This window comes from Streptomyces sp. NPDC059499, from assembly GCF_042749285.1.
In the GTDB taxonomy this organism is placed as follows: Bacteria; Actinomycetota; Actinomycetes; order Streptomycetales; family Streptomycetaceae; genus Streptomyces.
This window is the reverse complement of the sequence record NZ_JBHYTT010000002.1, coordinates 193,744-208,474: the sequence shown is the minus strand read 5'-3', so window position 1 is coordinate 208,474 and position 14,731 is coordinate 193,744. Positions and strand designations below refer to the sequence as shown.

The window sequence follows — 14,731 nt, the reverse complement described above, 5'->3', positions numbered from 1 at the left end:
CGTGGCCTGCCTGCGTTGCCTGTCTCTCCTGTCTCTCCTGTCGCTTCAGCTTTCCGTTCCGGCCGGCAGCCCCAGATGCCTCAGCGCGAAGTCGAGCTCCAGCCGGACCTGCTTGATCCGCTCCTCCACGACGAGCGAGCCGTGCCCCGCGTCGTACCGGTACACCTCGTGGACGGCGCCGCGTGCGGCGAGGCGGTCCACGTAGTTCTCCACCTGGCGAATGGGGCACCGCGGGTCGTTGACCCCCGCCGAGATGTAGACCGGGGCACGCACGGCATCCACGTACGTCAGTGGGGACGAGGCCTCGAACCGCTCCGGCACCTCCTCGGGTGTCCCGCCCAGCAGAGTGCGGTCCATCGCCTTCAGGGCCTCCATCTCGTCGTGGTACGCGGTGACGTAGTCGGCGACCGGGACCGCCGCCAGCCCCAGCGCCCAGGAGTCCGGCTGCGTGCCGAGCCCGAGCAGGGTCAGATAGCCGCCCCACGAGCCGCCGGCGAGCACCAGCCGCGCCGGGTCCGAGAGCCCCGACTTCACCGCCCAGTCCCGGACCGCCGCGATGTCCTCCAGCTCGATCAGCCCGACCCGGTGCTTGAGCGCGTCCGTCCAGGCGCGCCCGTACCCGGTCGACCCGCGGTAGTTGACCCGGACGACGGCGAAACCGTGGTCCACCCAGGCGGCCGGACCGGACGCGAACGCGTCGCTGTCGTGCCAGGTGGGCCCGCCGTGTATCTCGAAGACTGTGGGGAACGGCCCGTCACCCGTGGCGGGTTTCTGCACCAGGGCATGGATGCGGCCCCCGGGACCGTCCACCCACGCGTCCTGCACGGGCACGGAAGCCGGAGCCTTCGCGCCGGGCGGATCGAGGACGACCGCGCCCGTCGTGGCCCGTACGACGGGCGGCTGCGCGGCCGACGACCACAGGTACTCCACCGTGCCGTCGGGGCGGGCCGTGGCGCCCGACACCGTACCGGCGGGGGTGTCGACGCGCACCGGTCCCTTCGCGCCCGGCTCGTACCTCCACAGCTCGCTGCGCGCCTCGAAGTCGTGCTCGATCAGCAGCGCGGATCCGTCCGGATACCACTCGGCACCCACATCGCCGGGCAGATCGACCGGCAGATCCGTCTCCGTCCCGGCCACCGGATCCCAGATCATCGGCTCCCAGCGGCCACGGCGCTGATGCCCGACGAGAAGCCGGGTGTCACCGGCCACGGGGGCGAAGCCCAGCACCGACAGGCCGAGCTCCTTCGTGCCGCCCTCGGTGTCGTCCAGCTCGGCGACTGTCGAACCGTCCGGCCGCACGACCCGCAGTGCGGAGTGCATCGCGTCCCCGTGCTCGGTGTGCTCGAGGGCGATCAGGCTGCCGTCGTGCGACAGGTCTCCGACCCCGGCGGACTCCCGGTGCCGGTAGATGACAGTCGGCTCGGACCCCGGACGCACGAGGTGAACGGTCGTGCCGTCCTCGTCCGTGGACCGGCCGACCACCGCTGTCCCGTCCCGCCCGATCGCGAGACCGGCCGGGTAGGAAGGCTCCAGGCCGGGTGCCGCCGGCTCGTCCGCACCGCCGCCGAAGGGCTGCCGCATCCACACGCCGAACTCGTCGCCGTCGGTGTCGGAGAACCACCAGACCGCCTCGCCGTCCGGCGTCAGCACGCCGTCGGTCGTCCCGTTGGGCCGGTCCGTGACCTGGCGCTGCTCCCCGTTCGTCCGGTCCCATGCGTACAGCTCGTACGTGCCGGTCGCGTTGGAGACGAAGAGCGAGCGGTCGGGAGCGTCCTCCGCCCAGTCGGGCAGGGACACACGGGCAGCACGGAAGCGCTGCTCCCACTCAGGTACGGACGCGTCGTTCTGTGTCTCGCTCATGACCCCATCCAACCCGATTCGGCTGCGGAGCCGGTCGGCCTGTGGATAACTGTTCGCGCGCACCCCCAGCCTGTGGGTAACTTTCCCGGCATGTATGCACCGACGCCTGACGACTGGCACGATGCGAACCGTGCGCGCTGGGACGAACGCGTGGCGATTCACGCCGCCAGCGACTACTACGACCTCGATGCCTTCCGTGCGGGCAAGGACGCCCTGCGCGACTTCGAGCTCGCCGAGGTCGGAGATGTCACCGGCCGGACGCTGCTGCATCTGCAGTGCCACATCGGTCTCGACACCCTGTCCTGGGCCCGCCACGGTGCCGCGCACGTCGTCGGCCTCGACTTCTCCGAACCCGCCGTCGAGAAGGCCCGCGGGCTTGCCCGTTCGCTGGGGCTGCCGCCGGAGCGAGCGGCGTTCGTGGCCGCCGACGTGTACGACGCGGCGCAGGCCGTGCCCGACTCCTCGTACGACATCGTCTACACCGGGCTCGGCGCGCTGAACTGGCTTCCGGACGTGAACCGCTGGGCGGAGATCGCCGCCTCGCTGGTCGCGCCGGGCGGATTTCTCTACCTCGCCGAGTTCCATCCGCTGACCGACTGCCTCGACGACGAGACCGGCTCGACCATCACGTACGACTACTTCAGCCGTGATCCCTGGGTCGACGAGACGCCGGGCACCTACGCCGACTTCGACGCCGAGACCGTCCACAACCGCAGCGTCGAATGGCAGCACCCGGTCGGCGAGGTGGTTTCGGCCCTGGCGGCGGCCGGGCTGCGGATCGACTTCCTGCACGAGCACGACGCCTCGCTCTTCGCGCGCTATCCGGCCTTGAAGCGGCACGCGGACGGCTACTACCGATTCGCGGCGGACCGTCCGCGCATCCCGATGATGTACTCGGTCAAGGCATCGCGCCCGGTCAGCGGCTGACCGGGCCGGACTTCCGGCCGGTTGTCAGTGGCGGGGGCCACACTCGTACCCATGACTGACACGGCTGGCACGACTGACATGACGGGCGCGGCGGACGGGGTCGGAAGCAGCTCCGGCAGGGCTGTCGGCACGGCCGAGGTGCGGCGCGCGGTGGAGGCGTACTGGGCCGCGGCCGACGCCCGCGACTGGGACGCCTTCGCCGCGACGCTCGCCGACGACGTGGTCTACGACCTGCCGCAGAGTCGTGAGCTGATCCACGGCAAGGAGCGGTTCGTCGCGTTCAACCGGGACTACCCGGGGGACTGGCACGTCCGGATCGAGCGAATCGTGGCTGACGGGGAGGGGCTGCAGGCAGCCGCCCGGACGCTGGTCACGGAGGGCTCCGACCAGATGCACGCCATTCACTTCTTCACGTTCGACGCCCAAGGGCGGATCACCGCGGTCACGGACTTCTGGCCCGAGTCCTACGAGCCGCCGACAGGCCGGGAGCACCTCGTGGAGAGGTACTGAACCGCCGCGGGGTGCGGACAACGCGGCGGCACCACCGGAATGGAAGAACCCGGTGGTGCCGCCGCCCGCGTGAGGTTTCTACGCGCGTTACGCCACAGAGCGGAAGGCGGGCAGATACCCGTTCGACTGCCCGATCGCCTTGGGGTGGTAGGAGTTGGAGATCGGAATCGACACGCTGTGGATCCAGGCGTCACCCGAGCAGAGCTCGTGTCCCGTGAACTCGTCCACCACACTGGAGAAGGTGAACCCGGCGTCCGCGGCCCGTTTGGCGAGCACTCCGTTCAGGACGTTGGACGCGTTGTTGATCGCCCCGCGCTCCGTCTCGGTGAGCCCGGCGATGCAGCTGCCGGAGAGCTTGTAGAAGCGCGGGTACCCGAGCACGACCACGTGCGCCTGCGGTGCCCTCGAGCGGATGTTCCCGTAGAGCGAGTTGAGGCTCCCCGGCAGCGAGTTCTCCATCTGAGAGACCGCCGTGTTCACGCGGCTCACACACGTTGCCTCGCTCTGCAGCACACAGGTCTGCATGACGTCCGCGAACCCGACATCGTTGCCGCCGGCTGTGACGCTGACCAGCGTGGTCGATGAACTCAGCGCGCTCAGCTGACCGCTGGAGACAGAGCCCGTCGTCGCACCCGAGCAGGCGACGAACTTGAACGACGACGGAGCGTTCGCGGCCGCCCAGAGGGACGGGTAGGCGTTGGTGCTGCGCATGCAGCCACCACTTTCCGAGGTGTAGCTCCCGGCACCGACACCTGAGGAGTAGGAGTCACCGAGAGCTACGTAGTTGTCGCCGGCGGCGGATGCCGGCTGTGCCATGCCGAGTGCGGCCACGGCGGCGATGGCGAGGGTGGATGCGGAGGCCCAGAAGGTGCGTACTGACATGACTGCCAGCCCTTCGAAGTGTGGGGGATGGGTGGGGAGTTCGTGGGGCGAGCATGTTTGTAGCAGCTCCCGGTACCCGCCGGTAATGGCGCTGCAGGAAGTCGTCTGATATGCCCGAATGATCGTTCGGGAGTCGATGCTCCGCGCGTAGATAAACCTTCAACTGGACCTCAAATGGGTGAAGTTGTGGATCATCCGCGCCACTCCCGTGACCTCTCTGCGTCACCGCGACCCGTGTGGTTCGCGGCCGCGCGGCGCCCGTACGCCGGGAGAATCCGCCTTCACAACTGGCGTCAGCCGAACGCGACGGCCGCTACGCCGGACGTGCCTGGCGTCTCCCCGAGCACGCCTGCGTCCCTCCCCGAACACGCTCGCGCCCCTCCCCGAACACGCCTGCCGTCCCCCGAATACGCCGCCTGCCGTCCCCCGGACGCGGCCGCCGTCCCCCCGAATGCGGCTGCGGTCGCTCCTCCGGCGCGGAAGGCTCATTCGCCCCGAACGCGACCGCGGCCGCCAGGAGCACCTGGCGGCCGCGGTTCGTGCGTGCGGGTCTGTCTACAGCGTGCGTTCCAGCCGGTCCGCCATCAGCCTGCTGAAGCGCGAGGGATCGCTCAGTTCGCCACCGTCCGACAGGAGGGCGAGCCCGTGGACGAGCTCGGCCGCCTCGGCCAGCTCCGTACCGGCCTCCGCGCCGTCCCCCTGTTCGGCGTGCGCCTTCTTCAGACCGCTGATCAGCGGGTGAGAGGGATTGAGCTCGAGGATCCGCTTGATGTGCGGCACCTCCTGGCCCATGGCGCGATACATGTTCTCCAGGGCCGGGGTGGCATCGTGCGAGTCCGAGACGATGCAGGCCGGTGAGACGGTGAGCCGCGAGGAGAGCCGGACCTCCTTCACGTTCTCGCCCAGCTGTTCGGTCATCCAGGTCAGCAGGCCGGCGTAGTCCTGCTGCTGCTTCTCGCGCTCGGCCTCGACCTGCTTCTTCTCCTCGTCGGTGTCGAGGTCGACCTCGCCCTTCGCGATCGACTGCAGCTGCTTGCCGTCGAACGCGGGCACGGACTCGACCCAGACCTCGTCGACCGGATCCGTCAGGAGGAGGACCTCGAAGCCCTTGGCGCGGAAGGCCTCCATATGGGGCGAGCTCTCCATGGCCGCGCGTGATTCGCCCGTCATGTAGAAGATCTGCTCCTGACCCTCCTTCATGCGCTCCACGTACGAGCGCAGTGTGGTCAGTCCCTCCTCGTCCTGGGTCGAGGCGAACGAGGAGATCTCCAGGATCGTGTCCTGGTTCTCGAAGTCCTGGAGCAGGCCTTCCTTGAGAACCCGGCCGAATTCCTTCCAGAGCGTCCCGTACTTCTCCGGGGCGGCGGACATCATGTCCTTCACCGTCGAGAGCACCTTCTTGACCAGCCGGCGGCGCATCAGCTCGATCTGGCGGTCCTGCTGAAGAATTTCACGCGACACATTGAGTGACAGGTCCTGCGCGTCGACAACGCCCTTCACGAAGCGGAGATACGTCGGCATGAGCGCTTCGCAGTCGTCCATGATGAACACGCGCTTGACGTAGAGCTGAACCCCGCGCTTGTGCCCCTGCATGTACAGGTCCTGCGGTGCGTGGGAGGGCAGGAAAAGCAGGGCCTGATATTCGAATGTGCCCTCCGCCTGCATGCGGATGGTCTCGAGCGGGTCGGTCCAGTCGTGGCTGATGTGCTTGTACAGCTCGCTGTACTCCTCATCGGTCACGGAGTTCTTCGACCGTGCCCACAGCGCTTTCATCGAGTTGACCGTCTCGATCTCGGGCGCCGCTCCGTCCTCACCCGCCGTCGCGGCGGCCATACGGATGGGCCAGGTGATGAAGTCCGAGTACCGCTTGACGATCTCCCTGAGCTTCCAGGGCGACGTGTAGTCGAAGAGCTGGTCCTCGGTGTCCTCGGGCTTGAGCCGCAGGGTGACCGCGGTGCCCTGCGGGGCGTCGTCGACGGACTCGACGGTGTATGTGCCCTCACCGCTGGACGTCCAGCGCGTGCCCTGGCTCTCACCGGCGCGCCGGGTGAGGAGCGTGACCTCGTCGGCCACCATGAAACTCGAATAGAAACCGACACCGAACTGCCCGATGAGTTCCTCGGACGCGGCGGAGTCCTTGGCCTCCTTCAACTCCTGCAGGAATTTCGCCGTTCCGGAGTTCGCGATCGTTCCGATCAGCTGCACGACCTCGTCGTGCGACATTCCGATTCCGTTGTCGCGCACAGTCAGCGTGCGCTGCTCCTTATCTGACTCGACGGCGATATGGAGGTCGGAGGAGTCCGCCTCGAGTGTGTCGTCACGAAGAGTTTCGAGGCGCAGCTTGTCGAGTGCGTCCGAGGAATTGGAGATGAGCTCCCGCAGAAATACGTCCTTGTTCGAGTAGATCGAATGGATCATCATCTGCAGGAGCTGACGCGCTTCTACCTGGAACTCGAATGTCTCGGCCGGCATGGGTGCAGGTTCCCTTTCTGGGGTAAGTCATCTGAGCCGAGACATATCGTAGCCAGCCCCCGCGGTGCCCATGTGCCGCATCCCGGATGCGTTCGGTGGGCCCGGGTGCCGGGGTGGAGACGCCCGGCGCGTTCCGTCAAGCAGCGTACGCACAGGGGGCGATGGGGCTCACGGGCCGGTGGCGCAGTTGCCGCCGGGACCCCTTCCCGCGCGCTGCCGCACAGGCGTGGCTGATCGCCTCGACCTCGTGACCCGGCAGACTGGGGCGCATGGGCGATGCGCGAGCGTTTTCAGAGACGGCAGGAGGCGCCGGTGCACCGGTGATCCTCGGCAACGAGCCCGGTTCGTTCGCCCGGAGCGTGCTGGCCGATCGCCATCCGGCGCTGATCCAGCAGGTGCGTGAGGCGTTTCCGTACGGTCCCCGGCAGCACCGTGCGTTCGACGCGCTGCTGGAGGAGATCACGCACGGAGCCGTGGAACCCCTCGACGCCGCGGCACCGGACCACGGAACCTGGCAGGACTGGGGGCGTGAGCACTTCGGACGGCCGTGGTTCGACGCCCCGTTCCTCTGGGCCGAGAGCTACTTCTACCGCAGGCTCCTCGCGGCCGTCGAGTACTTCGACGAAGGGCCGTGGCAGGGCATCGACCCCTTCGCTCCCTTCAAGCTGGCGGAACTGAAAGGCAGCACGGTCGACGACGAGCTCCGTTCCCTGGACCGGCTCGCCGACGCTCCGGCCGACGAGCGGGCGACGGCTCTGCTGCACGCCTCGCTCTGGGGCAATCGCGCCGATCTCGGCTTCCGGGTGGCGGCGGACGAACCGCTGGGAGACGCGGACCCCGGGCTGGTGGCCGACGACAGTGCCCTGTTGTGGGCGCTGCTCCCCGTGGGGGCCCCGGCGACTGTCTCCGTGGTGGCGGACAATGCCGGCCGGGAGCTGATCCCCGATCTGATCCTGATCGACCACCTGCTGACGCAAGGTCATGCGGAGCGTGCCGTGCTGCACGTGAAGCCCGGCCCGTACTACGTCTCCGACGCGACGACCGCCGACGTCATCGATTCCCTGCGCCGCCTCGTCCGGGCAACCGGTGCCGCGGGCGGGATCGGCCGGCGTCTCTGGGAGGCGATGGGGGAGGGGCGCCTGGAGGTGCGCGCCCATGCGTTCTTCTGCGCGCCACTGCCGTACGAGATGGCGCCCGAGGACCTGCGGAAGGAATGGGGGGCCGGCGCGCTCACGATCCTGAAGGGCGACCTCAACTACCGGCGCCTCGTGGGTGACCGGCTGTGGGACCCGACGACGCCCTTCGCGGAGCGTACGGCGTACTTCCCCGGGCCCGTGGCCGCGCTGCGCACGTTGAAGTCCGACGTCGTCGTCGGGCTGGAGCCGCAGACGCTGAGTGCCCTCGACGCATCGGGCCGGGCCTGGCGCACCAGCGGTACGCACGCCCTGATCCAGGCACGCGGCGAGGGTGGCTCCTAGGGCTGCGGCGGTGCCTGCACGAGGCGGTCGACGAGGTCGTGCCAGGCCTGCTCCAACTGGTCGAGCGCGATGCCGCGTTCGCGGGTCAGGTAGTGGACGAGGGCGGTGTCGACCGATCCCAGCAGGGTGTGCGCGAGGAGCTCCGGGTTGCCGACCACGTCCAACTGGCGCAGCAGCATGGTGACGTGGCTCAGCCGCAGGCGGTTGGCCGGGACGGCGTAGGCACGCAGCGGATCGGTGCGGGAGGCCAGGATCAGCTCGTGGTGACCTCGTTCGTGGCGCATGACGGCGGGGCCGAAGGCGTGCAGCCGCTCCGCTGCGGGGGCGCCCGGGCCCATGGGCGGCGGTCCTGAGAGGAAGGCGGCCTGGAGCAGCCCCTCGCGGTGGTCGAGGAGCGCGAGGAGGAGGCCGGTGCGGTCGCCGAAGCGCCGGAAGACGGTGCCCTTGCCCACGCCCGCGGCGTTGGCCACCGATTCCATGGTGAGGTTCGCCGCGCCGCACCCGGTCAGCAGGCGGGAGGCGGCGTCCAGCAGACGCGTGCGGTTGCGCGCCGCGTCCGCCCGCAGCTGCTCCGGCGGCTCACCGGCCGGCGCGAGCGGGAGATGTGTCCGCTCCTCGCCGGGTTCGGACGGCCTGGAGGGCGGAGGGACGGGACCGTTCATGTCTTCAGCGTAACGCCAGGGAAGAAAAAGTGGACCGCGGTCCGTTTAGGTGGTACAACTTTAAACGGACCGTGGTCCGCTTGCTTCCGCAGTCTCCGTCTCCCAGGAGTTCCCCATGTCTGTACGCATCCTCGCCCTCGTCGGCAGCCTCCGCGCCGGCTCCCACAACCGCCAGCTCGCCGAGGCCGCCGCCAAGCACGCGCCCACCGGCACCGACATCGAGCTTTTCGAGGGCCTCGCCGAGGTGCCCTTCTACAACGAGGACATCGACGTCGAGGGCAGCGTCCCCGCCGCTGCCGCCCGACTGCGTGAGGCAGCCGGCCGGGCCGACGCCTTCCTGCTGTTCTCGCCGGAGTACAACGGCACCATGCCGGCCGTGCTGAAGAACGCGATCGACTGGCTGTCGCGCCCGTACGGTGCGGGCGCCCTGACCGGTAAGCCGGCCGCCGTGGTCGGTACCGCCTTCGGCCAGTTCGGCGGCGTCTGGGCCCAGGACGATGTCCGCAAGGCAGTCGGCATCGCGGGCGGCGCCGTCCTCGAGGACGCCAAGCTGTCCATCCCCGGCTCCGTGACCCGCTTCGCCGAGATCCACCCGGCCGATGACGCCGAGGTCGTCACCTCGCTGACCGAGGTCATCCGCCAGGTCACCGAGCAGACCGCCGCCGCGGCTGCCTGACGCAGCTCACCCCGACGGCGGCACGCCGAGGATGCCGCGCCGCCGCCCGGACCGTACACACGTCACTGCGCCGCCCGCGTTCGCGCCGGGCGGCGCAGTTGCGCGATGTCCCGGCGCCCGGTCGTCGCGCGGCGTTCCAGGGGGCGCCGGGTTACGACGCGAGGGGCTGCGCCGTGAAGGCGTCCACGTGCTCCGCAGCCCATCGGGTGAACGTGCGGGCCGGCTGTCCGGTGACCTTCTCGACCGTGTCGACGACCGTACGGCCCACCTCCGGGGTGTTCCCGTACGCCTCGAGCAGGAAGCCGATGATCCCCTCCGGGTGGCCCGCCGCCCGCCATTGCGCCACCGCCTCCTCCTCGGTCAGCTCGACCAGGGCGATCTCCCTGCCGCGGGCGGCGGCGATCGTCGCCACCTTGTCGCCGACGGTCAGCAGCTCGGGGCCGGTGAGCACGTACTCCCGGCCCCCGTGCCCCTCCTCCGTGAGCGCGACCGCGGCGACGGAGCCGATGTCGCCCTCGTGGACCATGGCGCTGAGCCGGGACACGAACGGCTCGCGAACCTCGCCCGAGGCCGCGATCCCGCCCGCCCACTCCAGGGCGTTGGCCATGAACTCGACCGGCATGAGCACGGTCCAGTCGACACCGTCGTCGGCACGCACGGCGTCCTCCAGCGACGACGATCCGCCACCGTGCAGCACGGTGACCCGGCGCACTCCGGCCGCGCGCGCCAGCTCCATGATCCGCGGGCCCGTCTCCAGCGGAACGAAGTGGGCGCCGAAGGTGATCAGGTGGAGGCCGGTGACGCCGTCCAGGGCCGGGATCAGACTGCCGGGGTCGGTCAGATCGCCCTGGACGACCTCGACGCCCGCCGGGAAGGCGGCTTTCGACGCATCCCGGGTGAGGGCGCGAACCGTGTGGCCGCGGGAGACCAGCTCGGCGACGACCTGGCGGCCGACGGTTCCGGTGGCGCCGGTGACAAGAATCTTCTGCGTCTGTGTCATGGCACGACCGTAGGACGGCATTAGGTCAGATGCTGTCCGCAAGGCCCGCTGTCGCGCGGCCCACCAGAGCTCCTCCTGTGCAATAAGCACCGCCTCGTACGGGCTAGCCGATGAGGGTCTCCTTCGGCCGGACAACGCAGAACTCGTTCCCCTCCGGATCCGCCAGTACGGTCCACGACTCGTCGCCGCTCTGCCCGACGTCCGCCCTGCGGGCGCCGAGTGCCAGCACGCGTTCGATCTCCGCCTCCCGGTCCTTCGCACCGCTGGTCAGATCAAGGTGCAGACGGTTCTTGACGACCTTTCGGTCCGTCACCGGCATGAAGCAGATGCCCACCGGGGCGGACTCGTCCGGCCCGATCACGACCTCCCGCTCCCGCTCGGACAGGATGCGCCAGCCCAGCACCTCGGCCCAGAACCGGGCCAGGGCGGGCAGGTCGTGGGCGTCGATGACGATGTGGTGCAGCGAGAGAGGCATGTCGGCCAGTGTGCCTCGTGACGGTCCGGGTACGGCCTCCCGAACGGCGCCTGGAATGCCGGTGCGTGGGTTATAGCCCCGCGTCCGAGCGGAACCTCCGGAGCGCTGTCACGGGGTCTTCCGCTCGTGTGACCGACCGCCCCACGACGATGTACGAGGCGCCTGCGGCGATGGCGGTACGCGGTGTACCGGGGCGGGCGTGCTCGGCCCGGGACTCGCCGGGCAGCGTGACTCCTGGAGTGACGATCAGGGAGTCGGGGCCCAGCAGGCCGCGCAACGGCGCGGTCTCCTGCGGCGATGCGATCACGCCATGGCATCCGGCCTTCTCCGCCAGCCCCGCCAGGCGCAGCACCTGCTCCTCGGCAGAGTTGCCGATTCCGATGTCGGCGAGGTCCGTGCCGGTCATGCTGGTGACGACGGTCAGGGCCAGGACACGCAGGCGTGGAAACTCACGGGCCGCGGCCACCGCGGCGGCCATGATGCCGGTGCCGCCCATGCTGTGGACCGTCACCATCGACGCGCCCAACGCGCCTGCGGCACGGACCGCTCCGGCAACGGAGTTCGGGATCTCGAAGAGCTTCAGGTCCAGGAACACCTCATGGCCCTGTGCGACAAGGTGCCTGACGAGGTCGGGGCCCGCCGCCGTGAGCAACTCCAGCCCGACCTTGTAGAAGCGGCATTCGTCACCGAGCCGGTCGACGACCGCTTCAGCAGCTCGGCGACTGTCGAAATCCAGGGCGACGATGATCGGACCGGTTGGTTCCACGGAGCCATTCTCGTACGTGGCACGCGGGCCGCGAAGAAGGCCCGTGCTGCCTGTTGCGGGCCCTTCGTCCCGCGCGCCGAACCCCCGTGTGACGACAACGGGCCCGACACCGTCCGGTGTCGGGCCCGTTGCGCGGTCAACGTGCGGGCCGGGGTTCCTGGTCGGCACCCCGGCTCATGCGTCAGGCGTGGGAGCCGGCCTTGCGGCGGCGTGCGACGAACACCGCGCCCGCGCCGATCGCCAGGGCCGCGCCGCTCGCGAGGGCGAGCTGCGACGTCGCGGAGGACGAACCCGTGGCGGCGAGGCTGCCGTTCACGGGACTGGCCGACGTGCCGGTCTGCGGCGTGAGGTCCGGGGTGGCCGTGGGCTTGGCGCCGTCGACCTTGCCGGGCTTGGTTCCGGCGGCGGCGATCAGGAACTCGTAGCCCTCGAGGTCCGGGGTCCCGCCGCAGGTGCCGTTGTCGTTGAAGTAGTCACCGGCGACGAAGGTGACACCGTTGCCCGCGGGGGCCGAGGCGTCGATCGTGAGGCGCATCTTCACGTCGGCGTGGGCGCCGGCCTTCAGCGGGCTGATGGCGTCCATGTAGTGCTCGTTGTCGACGGTCTCCCACTTCGAGGAGGAGGCGGACGACCACTGCAGGTGCACCAGGTCGTCGATGTCGTTGAGGCCGCTCTCGTCGGTCGCGTGGACGTAGGCGAAGGGCAGCACCTCGTCCATCGTCTTCTTGGTGCCGTTGGTCACCCGGAGCTTGAAGTTGACCTTCGTGCCGGCGACGACGGTGGACGGCAGACCGGTGACGACCGTGGTGAGTTTGGCCTCGGGGACGCAGTCCTCGCCCTCCTCGCCCTCCTCTTCCTTCGCGTCGGCCAGCGCCTTGTCGGCGGCCTTCTTGTCGGCGAGCGCCTGCTTGGTCGCCTTCTGCGCCGTGTCGAGCGCCCGGACCGCGGCGACCCGCGCGTCGTCGCGCGCGTCCACGGCCTCCACGACCTCGGCGTCGGCGGCGGCCTTGGCCACACCGGCTGCCGCTGCCGTGGCCTCTGCCTCGGTGAGAGTCGTCGCCGCAGCGGTCTTCTCCTCCTCGGTGGCCGTCTCCGGAAGGGCGTCGACGGCCGCCTTGGCGTCGACGACCGCCTGGTCGGCGGCGGTCTTCGCGGTGGCGGCCTCCGCCGCCGCCTGCTCGGCGGCCTTGGCGGCCACGGTCAGGGGAAACGTGTCGGAGATGGTCGCTTCCAGAGCCTCCGTGGCGGCGCTCTCGGCCAGTACGGCGGCGTCGTACACCGCCTGTGCTGCTTCCGCGGCCTTCTCCAGCTCCGCGATGGACGGCTTCTCCTGCGTCTGCGCAGCCGGCTTATCGGCGGCGAATGCGGGGGTGACCGACAGCAGGAGGGCAGGTGTGGTCACTGCGGCGGCAACGGCTGTGGCAAGAATCCGGCGAATCTTCACAAGAGCCCTTCGGGGTCCGAAAAAGAAAGAAGGGGTCGCAGCGGAATGGGACACGCAGACGCGACTTGAGGTGATCGTATGGCCGGGACAACGATCACCCCTCACGATTTCCTCACCCGTTCCGGCCGTCGCCGTACCACAGGGACAGACAGAAAAGACGAAAGGGTGCAGTTGCTTTCACTGCGTGCGCTTTCGCTGTGAGGAACGCCACATGACCCCGGGTGCGTCGTCCCGCGACCTCCCGGCGCCGCCCCGCAGTGAGGGCGGTCCAGGAGCACGCCACGAAGCGACCGTCCTCGTCGCTGCGGTCAACGGATGACTGCGACCAACTGCTGCGGAACATCCGGCCGTTGTGTGCGGGAGCGTCAGGAAGGCATCGCTGCGCGGTCGGCCTCGCTGCGGAGAACACAGAACTCGTTGCCCTCGGGGTCCGCGAGGACAGCCCAGCCGGCGCCGTCGGGTTCCCGGCGATCGTCGACGAGGGTGGCCCCGAGCTTCAACAGCCGCTCGACCTCTTCCTCGCGCGTGGTCTCCGGACGCAGGCACAGGTGGAACCTGTTCTTGATCGTCTTCGGTTCCGGCACCTGGTTGAAATGCAGCAGCGGGCCCTCGGGCAGCATCACCTCGGTCTCCCGGGAGCCCGGCTTGTCATCCTGATGCAGCGGACGACCGAGCGCCTCACTCCAGAACCGCGCCAGCGCATAGGCATCCGCACAGTCGATCGCCACGTTCTGCAATACCGAGACCATGCGCGAGATCCTGCCGGACGCACCGCTCGGTCCGCCACCGAGTTGCGGCGAGACGGCACCAGCCCACTTTCGTCGCAGCCGGCACGTTGTCACGCCCAAGTGCGGGACCGTTGCCGTGCGGTGAGGAGTCAGCTGTCGAGCAGTTCGGCAAGAGCGATCGCCACGACAGCGGAGAAGATCCACGGCTTCCTCGGGTTCCGTCCACGGGTCTGACGATCCAGTTCCCACACGAACACCAAGAGGCAATACAGGTGCAGAGGGCCCAGCGCGAAAGAGACGACGTCGTGCACAGGGCCTCCAGAGGCATCAAGCGGGCGAGCAGGCTATCTCTGGGGCGCGGTCACGCGAACGGAGGGCTCCATTTCGGAGGCCCCGTACGCGGATGTGCGCTGACCTGCGGCGTTCGAGGCCTGTGCCCCCGTGCCCTCTGGACGGTGGGATAGAGCGGCGGCTGAGGAACGTCGTCGTCCCTCAGGCCGTGTGCGAAGTCGACCGCGAATGGATCACCGGACCGGTGTCACCGAGGAGGTTCCCTGGAATCGGATCCGGACCGGAGCAGCAGTAGCCACGGACAGTCGGCTGATCCGTAACCGTAGCCACGCGGATGGTCACGCACGCGAAACAGGTGAGGCGCCTAGGAATGCTCCTAGGCGCCTCACCTGGTGTTTCAGCTGTCGGGGTGGCGGGATTTGAACCCACGACCTCTTCGTCCCGAACGAAGCGCGCTGCCAAGCTGCGCTACACCCCGATGCCCACCGGTTGCCCGGCGACATCGATTACTTTAGCCCACCGGTGCCCGGAGGCGAAATCCGGTTTTGTCTCGGTCGGCG

Annotated in this window: 13 protein-coding genes and 1 tRNA gene; 4 read left to right on the top strand and 10 right to left on the bottom strand. The window is 69.3% G+C overall.

Features of this window, described 5'->3' with window-relative positions:
* Nucleotides 1-45: 45 nt before the first annotated feature.
* Entirely contained in the window at nt 46-1,860 is a 1,815-nt protein-coding gene (locus ACFW9O_RS06270; protein ID WP_384605713.1) for a prolyl oligopeptidase family serine peptidase, read from the bottom strand.
* A 90-nt stretch (nt 1,861-1,950) separates the two neighbouring features.
* On the opposite strand from ACFW9O_RS06270, the gene ACFW9O_RS06265 reads away from it, so the two are divergent.
* Both ACFW9O_RS06265 and ACFW9O_RS06260 read left to right on the top strand, forming a co-directional pair.
* Nucleotides 1,951-2,787 carry a class I SAM-dependent methyltransferase gene (locus tag ACFW9O_RS06265; RefSeq protein WP_384605711.1) on the top strand — a complete coding sequence of 279 codons (837 nt, stop codon included), beginning with the start codon at nt 1,951-1,953 and terminating at the stop codon, nt 2,785-2,787.
* A gap of 51 nt (nt 2,788-2,838) precedes the next feature.
* Nucleotides 2,839-3,297 (top strand): nuclear transport factor 2 family protein, encoded by a 459-nt coding sequence (locus tag ACFW9O_RS06260; RefSeq protein WP_384605708.1) that lies wholly within the window; start codon nt 2,839-2,841, stop codon nt 3,295-3,297.
* A gap of 87 nt (nt 3,298-3,384) precedes the next feature.
* Here ACFW9O_RS06260 and ACFW9O_RS06255 read toward each other — a convergent pair whose 3' ends face one another.
* The gene (locus ACFW9O_RS06255) at nt 3,385-4,179 is read right to left on the bottom strand and encodes an SGNH/GDSL hydrolase family protein (protein WP_384605704.1); all 795 of its coding nucleotides are present in this window, start codon (nt 4,177-4,179) and stop codon (nt 3,385-3,387) included.
* A gap of 555 nt (nt 4,180-4,734) precedes the next feature.
* Nucleotides 4,735-6,651, bottom strand: a complete 1,917-nt coding sequence (gene htpG, locus ACFW9O_RS06250; protein ID WP_384605701.1) for a molecular chaperone HtpG — start codon at nt 6,649-6,651, stop codon at nt 4,735-4,737.
* A 269-nt stretch (nt 6,652-6,920) separates the two neighbouring features.
* Here htpG and ACFW9O_RS06245 point away from each other — a divergent pair, with 269 nt between their 5' ends.
* Entirely contained in the window at nt 6,921-8,129 is a 1,209-nt protein-coding gene (locus ACFW9O_RS06245; RefSeq protein WP_384605699.1) for a damage-control phosphatase ARMT1 family protein, read from the top strand.
* Here ACFW9O_RS06245 and ACFW9O_RS06240 read toward each other — a convergent pair.
* Nucleotides 8,126-8,791 carry a TetR/AcrR family transcriptional regulator gene (locus tag ACFW9O_RS06240; protein WP_384605696.1) on the bottom strand — a complete coding sequence of 222 codons (666 nt, stop codon included), beginning with the start codon at nt 8,789-8,791 and terminating at the stop codon, nt 8,126-8,128. The genes ACFW9O_RS06245 and ACFW9O_RS06240 overlap by 4 nt on opposite strands.
* Nucleotides 8,792-8,906: 115 nt before the next feature.
* Here ACFW9O_RS06240 and ACFW9O_RS06235 point away from each other — a divergent pair, with 115 nt between their 5' ends.
* Entirely contained in the window at nt 8,907-9,467 is a 561-nt protein-coding gene (locus ACFW9O_RS06235; RefSeq protein WP_384605693.1) for an NAD(P)H-dependent oxidoreductase, read from the top strand.
* Between the two features lie 151 nt (nt 9,468-9,618).
* Here the strand turns inward: ACFW9O_RS06235 and ACFW9O_RS06230 are convergent, their stop codons facing one another.
* The 6 genes from ACFW9O_RS06230 to ACFW9O_RS06205 all read right to left on the bottom strand — a co-directional run bounded on the left by ACFW9O_RS06230 (nt 9,619) and on the right by ACFW9O_RS06205 (nt 14,649).
* Nucleotides 9,619-10,467 carry an NAD(P)H-binding protein gene (locus tag ACFW9O_RS06230; RefSeq protein ID WP_384605690.1) on the bottom strand — a complete coding sequence of 283 codons (849 nt, stop codon included), beginning with the start codon at nt 10,465-10,467 and terminating at the stop codon, nt 9,619-9,621.
* Between the two features lie 103 nt (nt 10,468-10,570).
* Nucleotides 10,571-10,942, bottom strand: coding sequence for a VOC family protein (locus ACFW9O_RS06225; protein WP_351165599.1), 372 nt, complete (start codon nt 10,940-10,942; stop codon nt 10,571-10,573).
* Between the two features lie 70 nt (nt 10,943-11,012).
* Nucleotides 11,013-11,708, bottom strand: a complete 696-nt coding sequence (gene pyrF / locus ACFW9O_RS06220; protein ID WP_384605687.1) for an orotidine-5'-phosphate decarboxylase — start codon at nt 11,706-11,708, stop codon at nt 11,013-11,015.
* 181 nt (nt 11,709-11,889) lie between these two features.
* Nucleotides 11,890-13,152, bottom strand: a complete 1,263-nt coding sequence (locus ACFW9O_RS06215) for an LAETG motif-containing sortase-dependent surface protein (RefSeq protein ID WP_384605684.1) — start codon at nt 13,150-13,152, stop codon at nt 11,890-11,892.
* Nucleotides 13,153-13,517: 365 nt separating this feature from the next.
* Nucleotides 13,518-13,901 carry a VOC family protein gene (locus tag ACFW9O_RS06210; RefSeq protein ID WP_384605681.1) on the bottom strand — a complete coding sequence of 128 codons (384 nt, stop codon included), beginning with the start codon at nt 13,899-13,901 and terminating at the stop codon, nt 13,518-13,520.
* 674 nt (nt 13,902-14,575) lie between these two features.
* A tRNA-Pro gene (locus tag ACFW9O_RS06205) sits at nt 14,576-14,649 on the bottom strand.
* Between the last annotated feature and the right edge of the window lie 82 nt (nt 14,650-14,731).

What these genes read in the sequence shown, in the direction of transcription:
- ACFW9O_RS06270 (WP_384605713.1), bottom strand. Translation starts at nt 1,860, where the DNA reads ATGAGCGAGACACAGAACGACGCGTCCGTACCTGAGTGGGAGCAGCGC.
- ACFW9O_RS06265 (WP_384605711.1), top strand. Translation starts at nt 1,951, where the DNA reads ATGTATGCACCGACGCCTGACGACTGGCACGATGCGAACCGTGCGCGC.
- ACFW9O_RS06260 (WP_384605708.1), top strand. Translation starts at nt 2,839, where the DNA reads ATGACTGACACGGCTGGCACGACTGACATGACGGGCGCGGCGGACGGG.
- ACFW9O_RS06255 (WP_384605704.1), bottom strand. Translation starts at nt 4,179, where the DNA reads ATGTCAGTACGCACCTTCTGGGCCTCCGCATCCACCCTCGCCATCGCC.
- htpG (WP_384605701.1), bottom strand. Translation starts at nt 6,651, where the DNA reads ATGCCGGCCGAGACATTCGAGTTCCAGGTAGAAGCGCGTCAGCTCCTG.
- ACFW9O_RS06245 (WP_384605699.1), top strand. Translation starts at nt 6,921, where the DNA reads ATGGGCGATGCGCGAGCGTTTTCAGAGACGGCAGGAGGCGCCGGTGCA.
- ACFW9O_RS06240 (WP_384605696.1), bottom strand. Translation starts at nt 8,791, where the DNA reads ATGAACGGTCCCGTCCCTCCGCCCTCCAGGCCGTCCGAACCCGGCGAG.
- ACFW9O_RS06235 (WP_384605693.1), top strand. Translation starts at nt 8,907, where the DNA reads ATGTCTGTACGCATCCTCGCCCTCGTCGGCAGCCTCCGCGCCGGCTCC.
- ACFW9O_RS06230 (WP_384605690.1), bottom strand. Translation starts at nt 10,467, where the DNA reads ATGACACAGACGCAGAAGATTCTTGTCACCGGCGCCACCGGAACCGTC.
- ACFW9O_RS06225 (WP_351165599.1), bottom strand. Translation starts at nt 10,942, where the DNA reads ATGCCTCTCTCGCTGCACCACATCGTCATCGACGCCCACGACCTGCCC.
- ACFW9O_RS06210 (WP_384605681.1), bottom strand. Translation starts at nt 13,901, where the DNA reads ATGGTCTCGGTATTGCAGAACGTGGCGATCGACTGTGCGGATGCCTAT.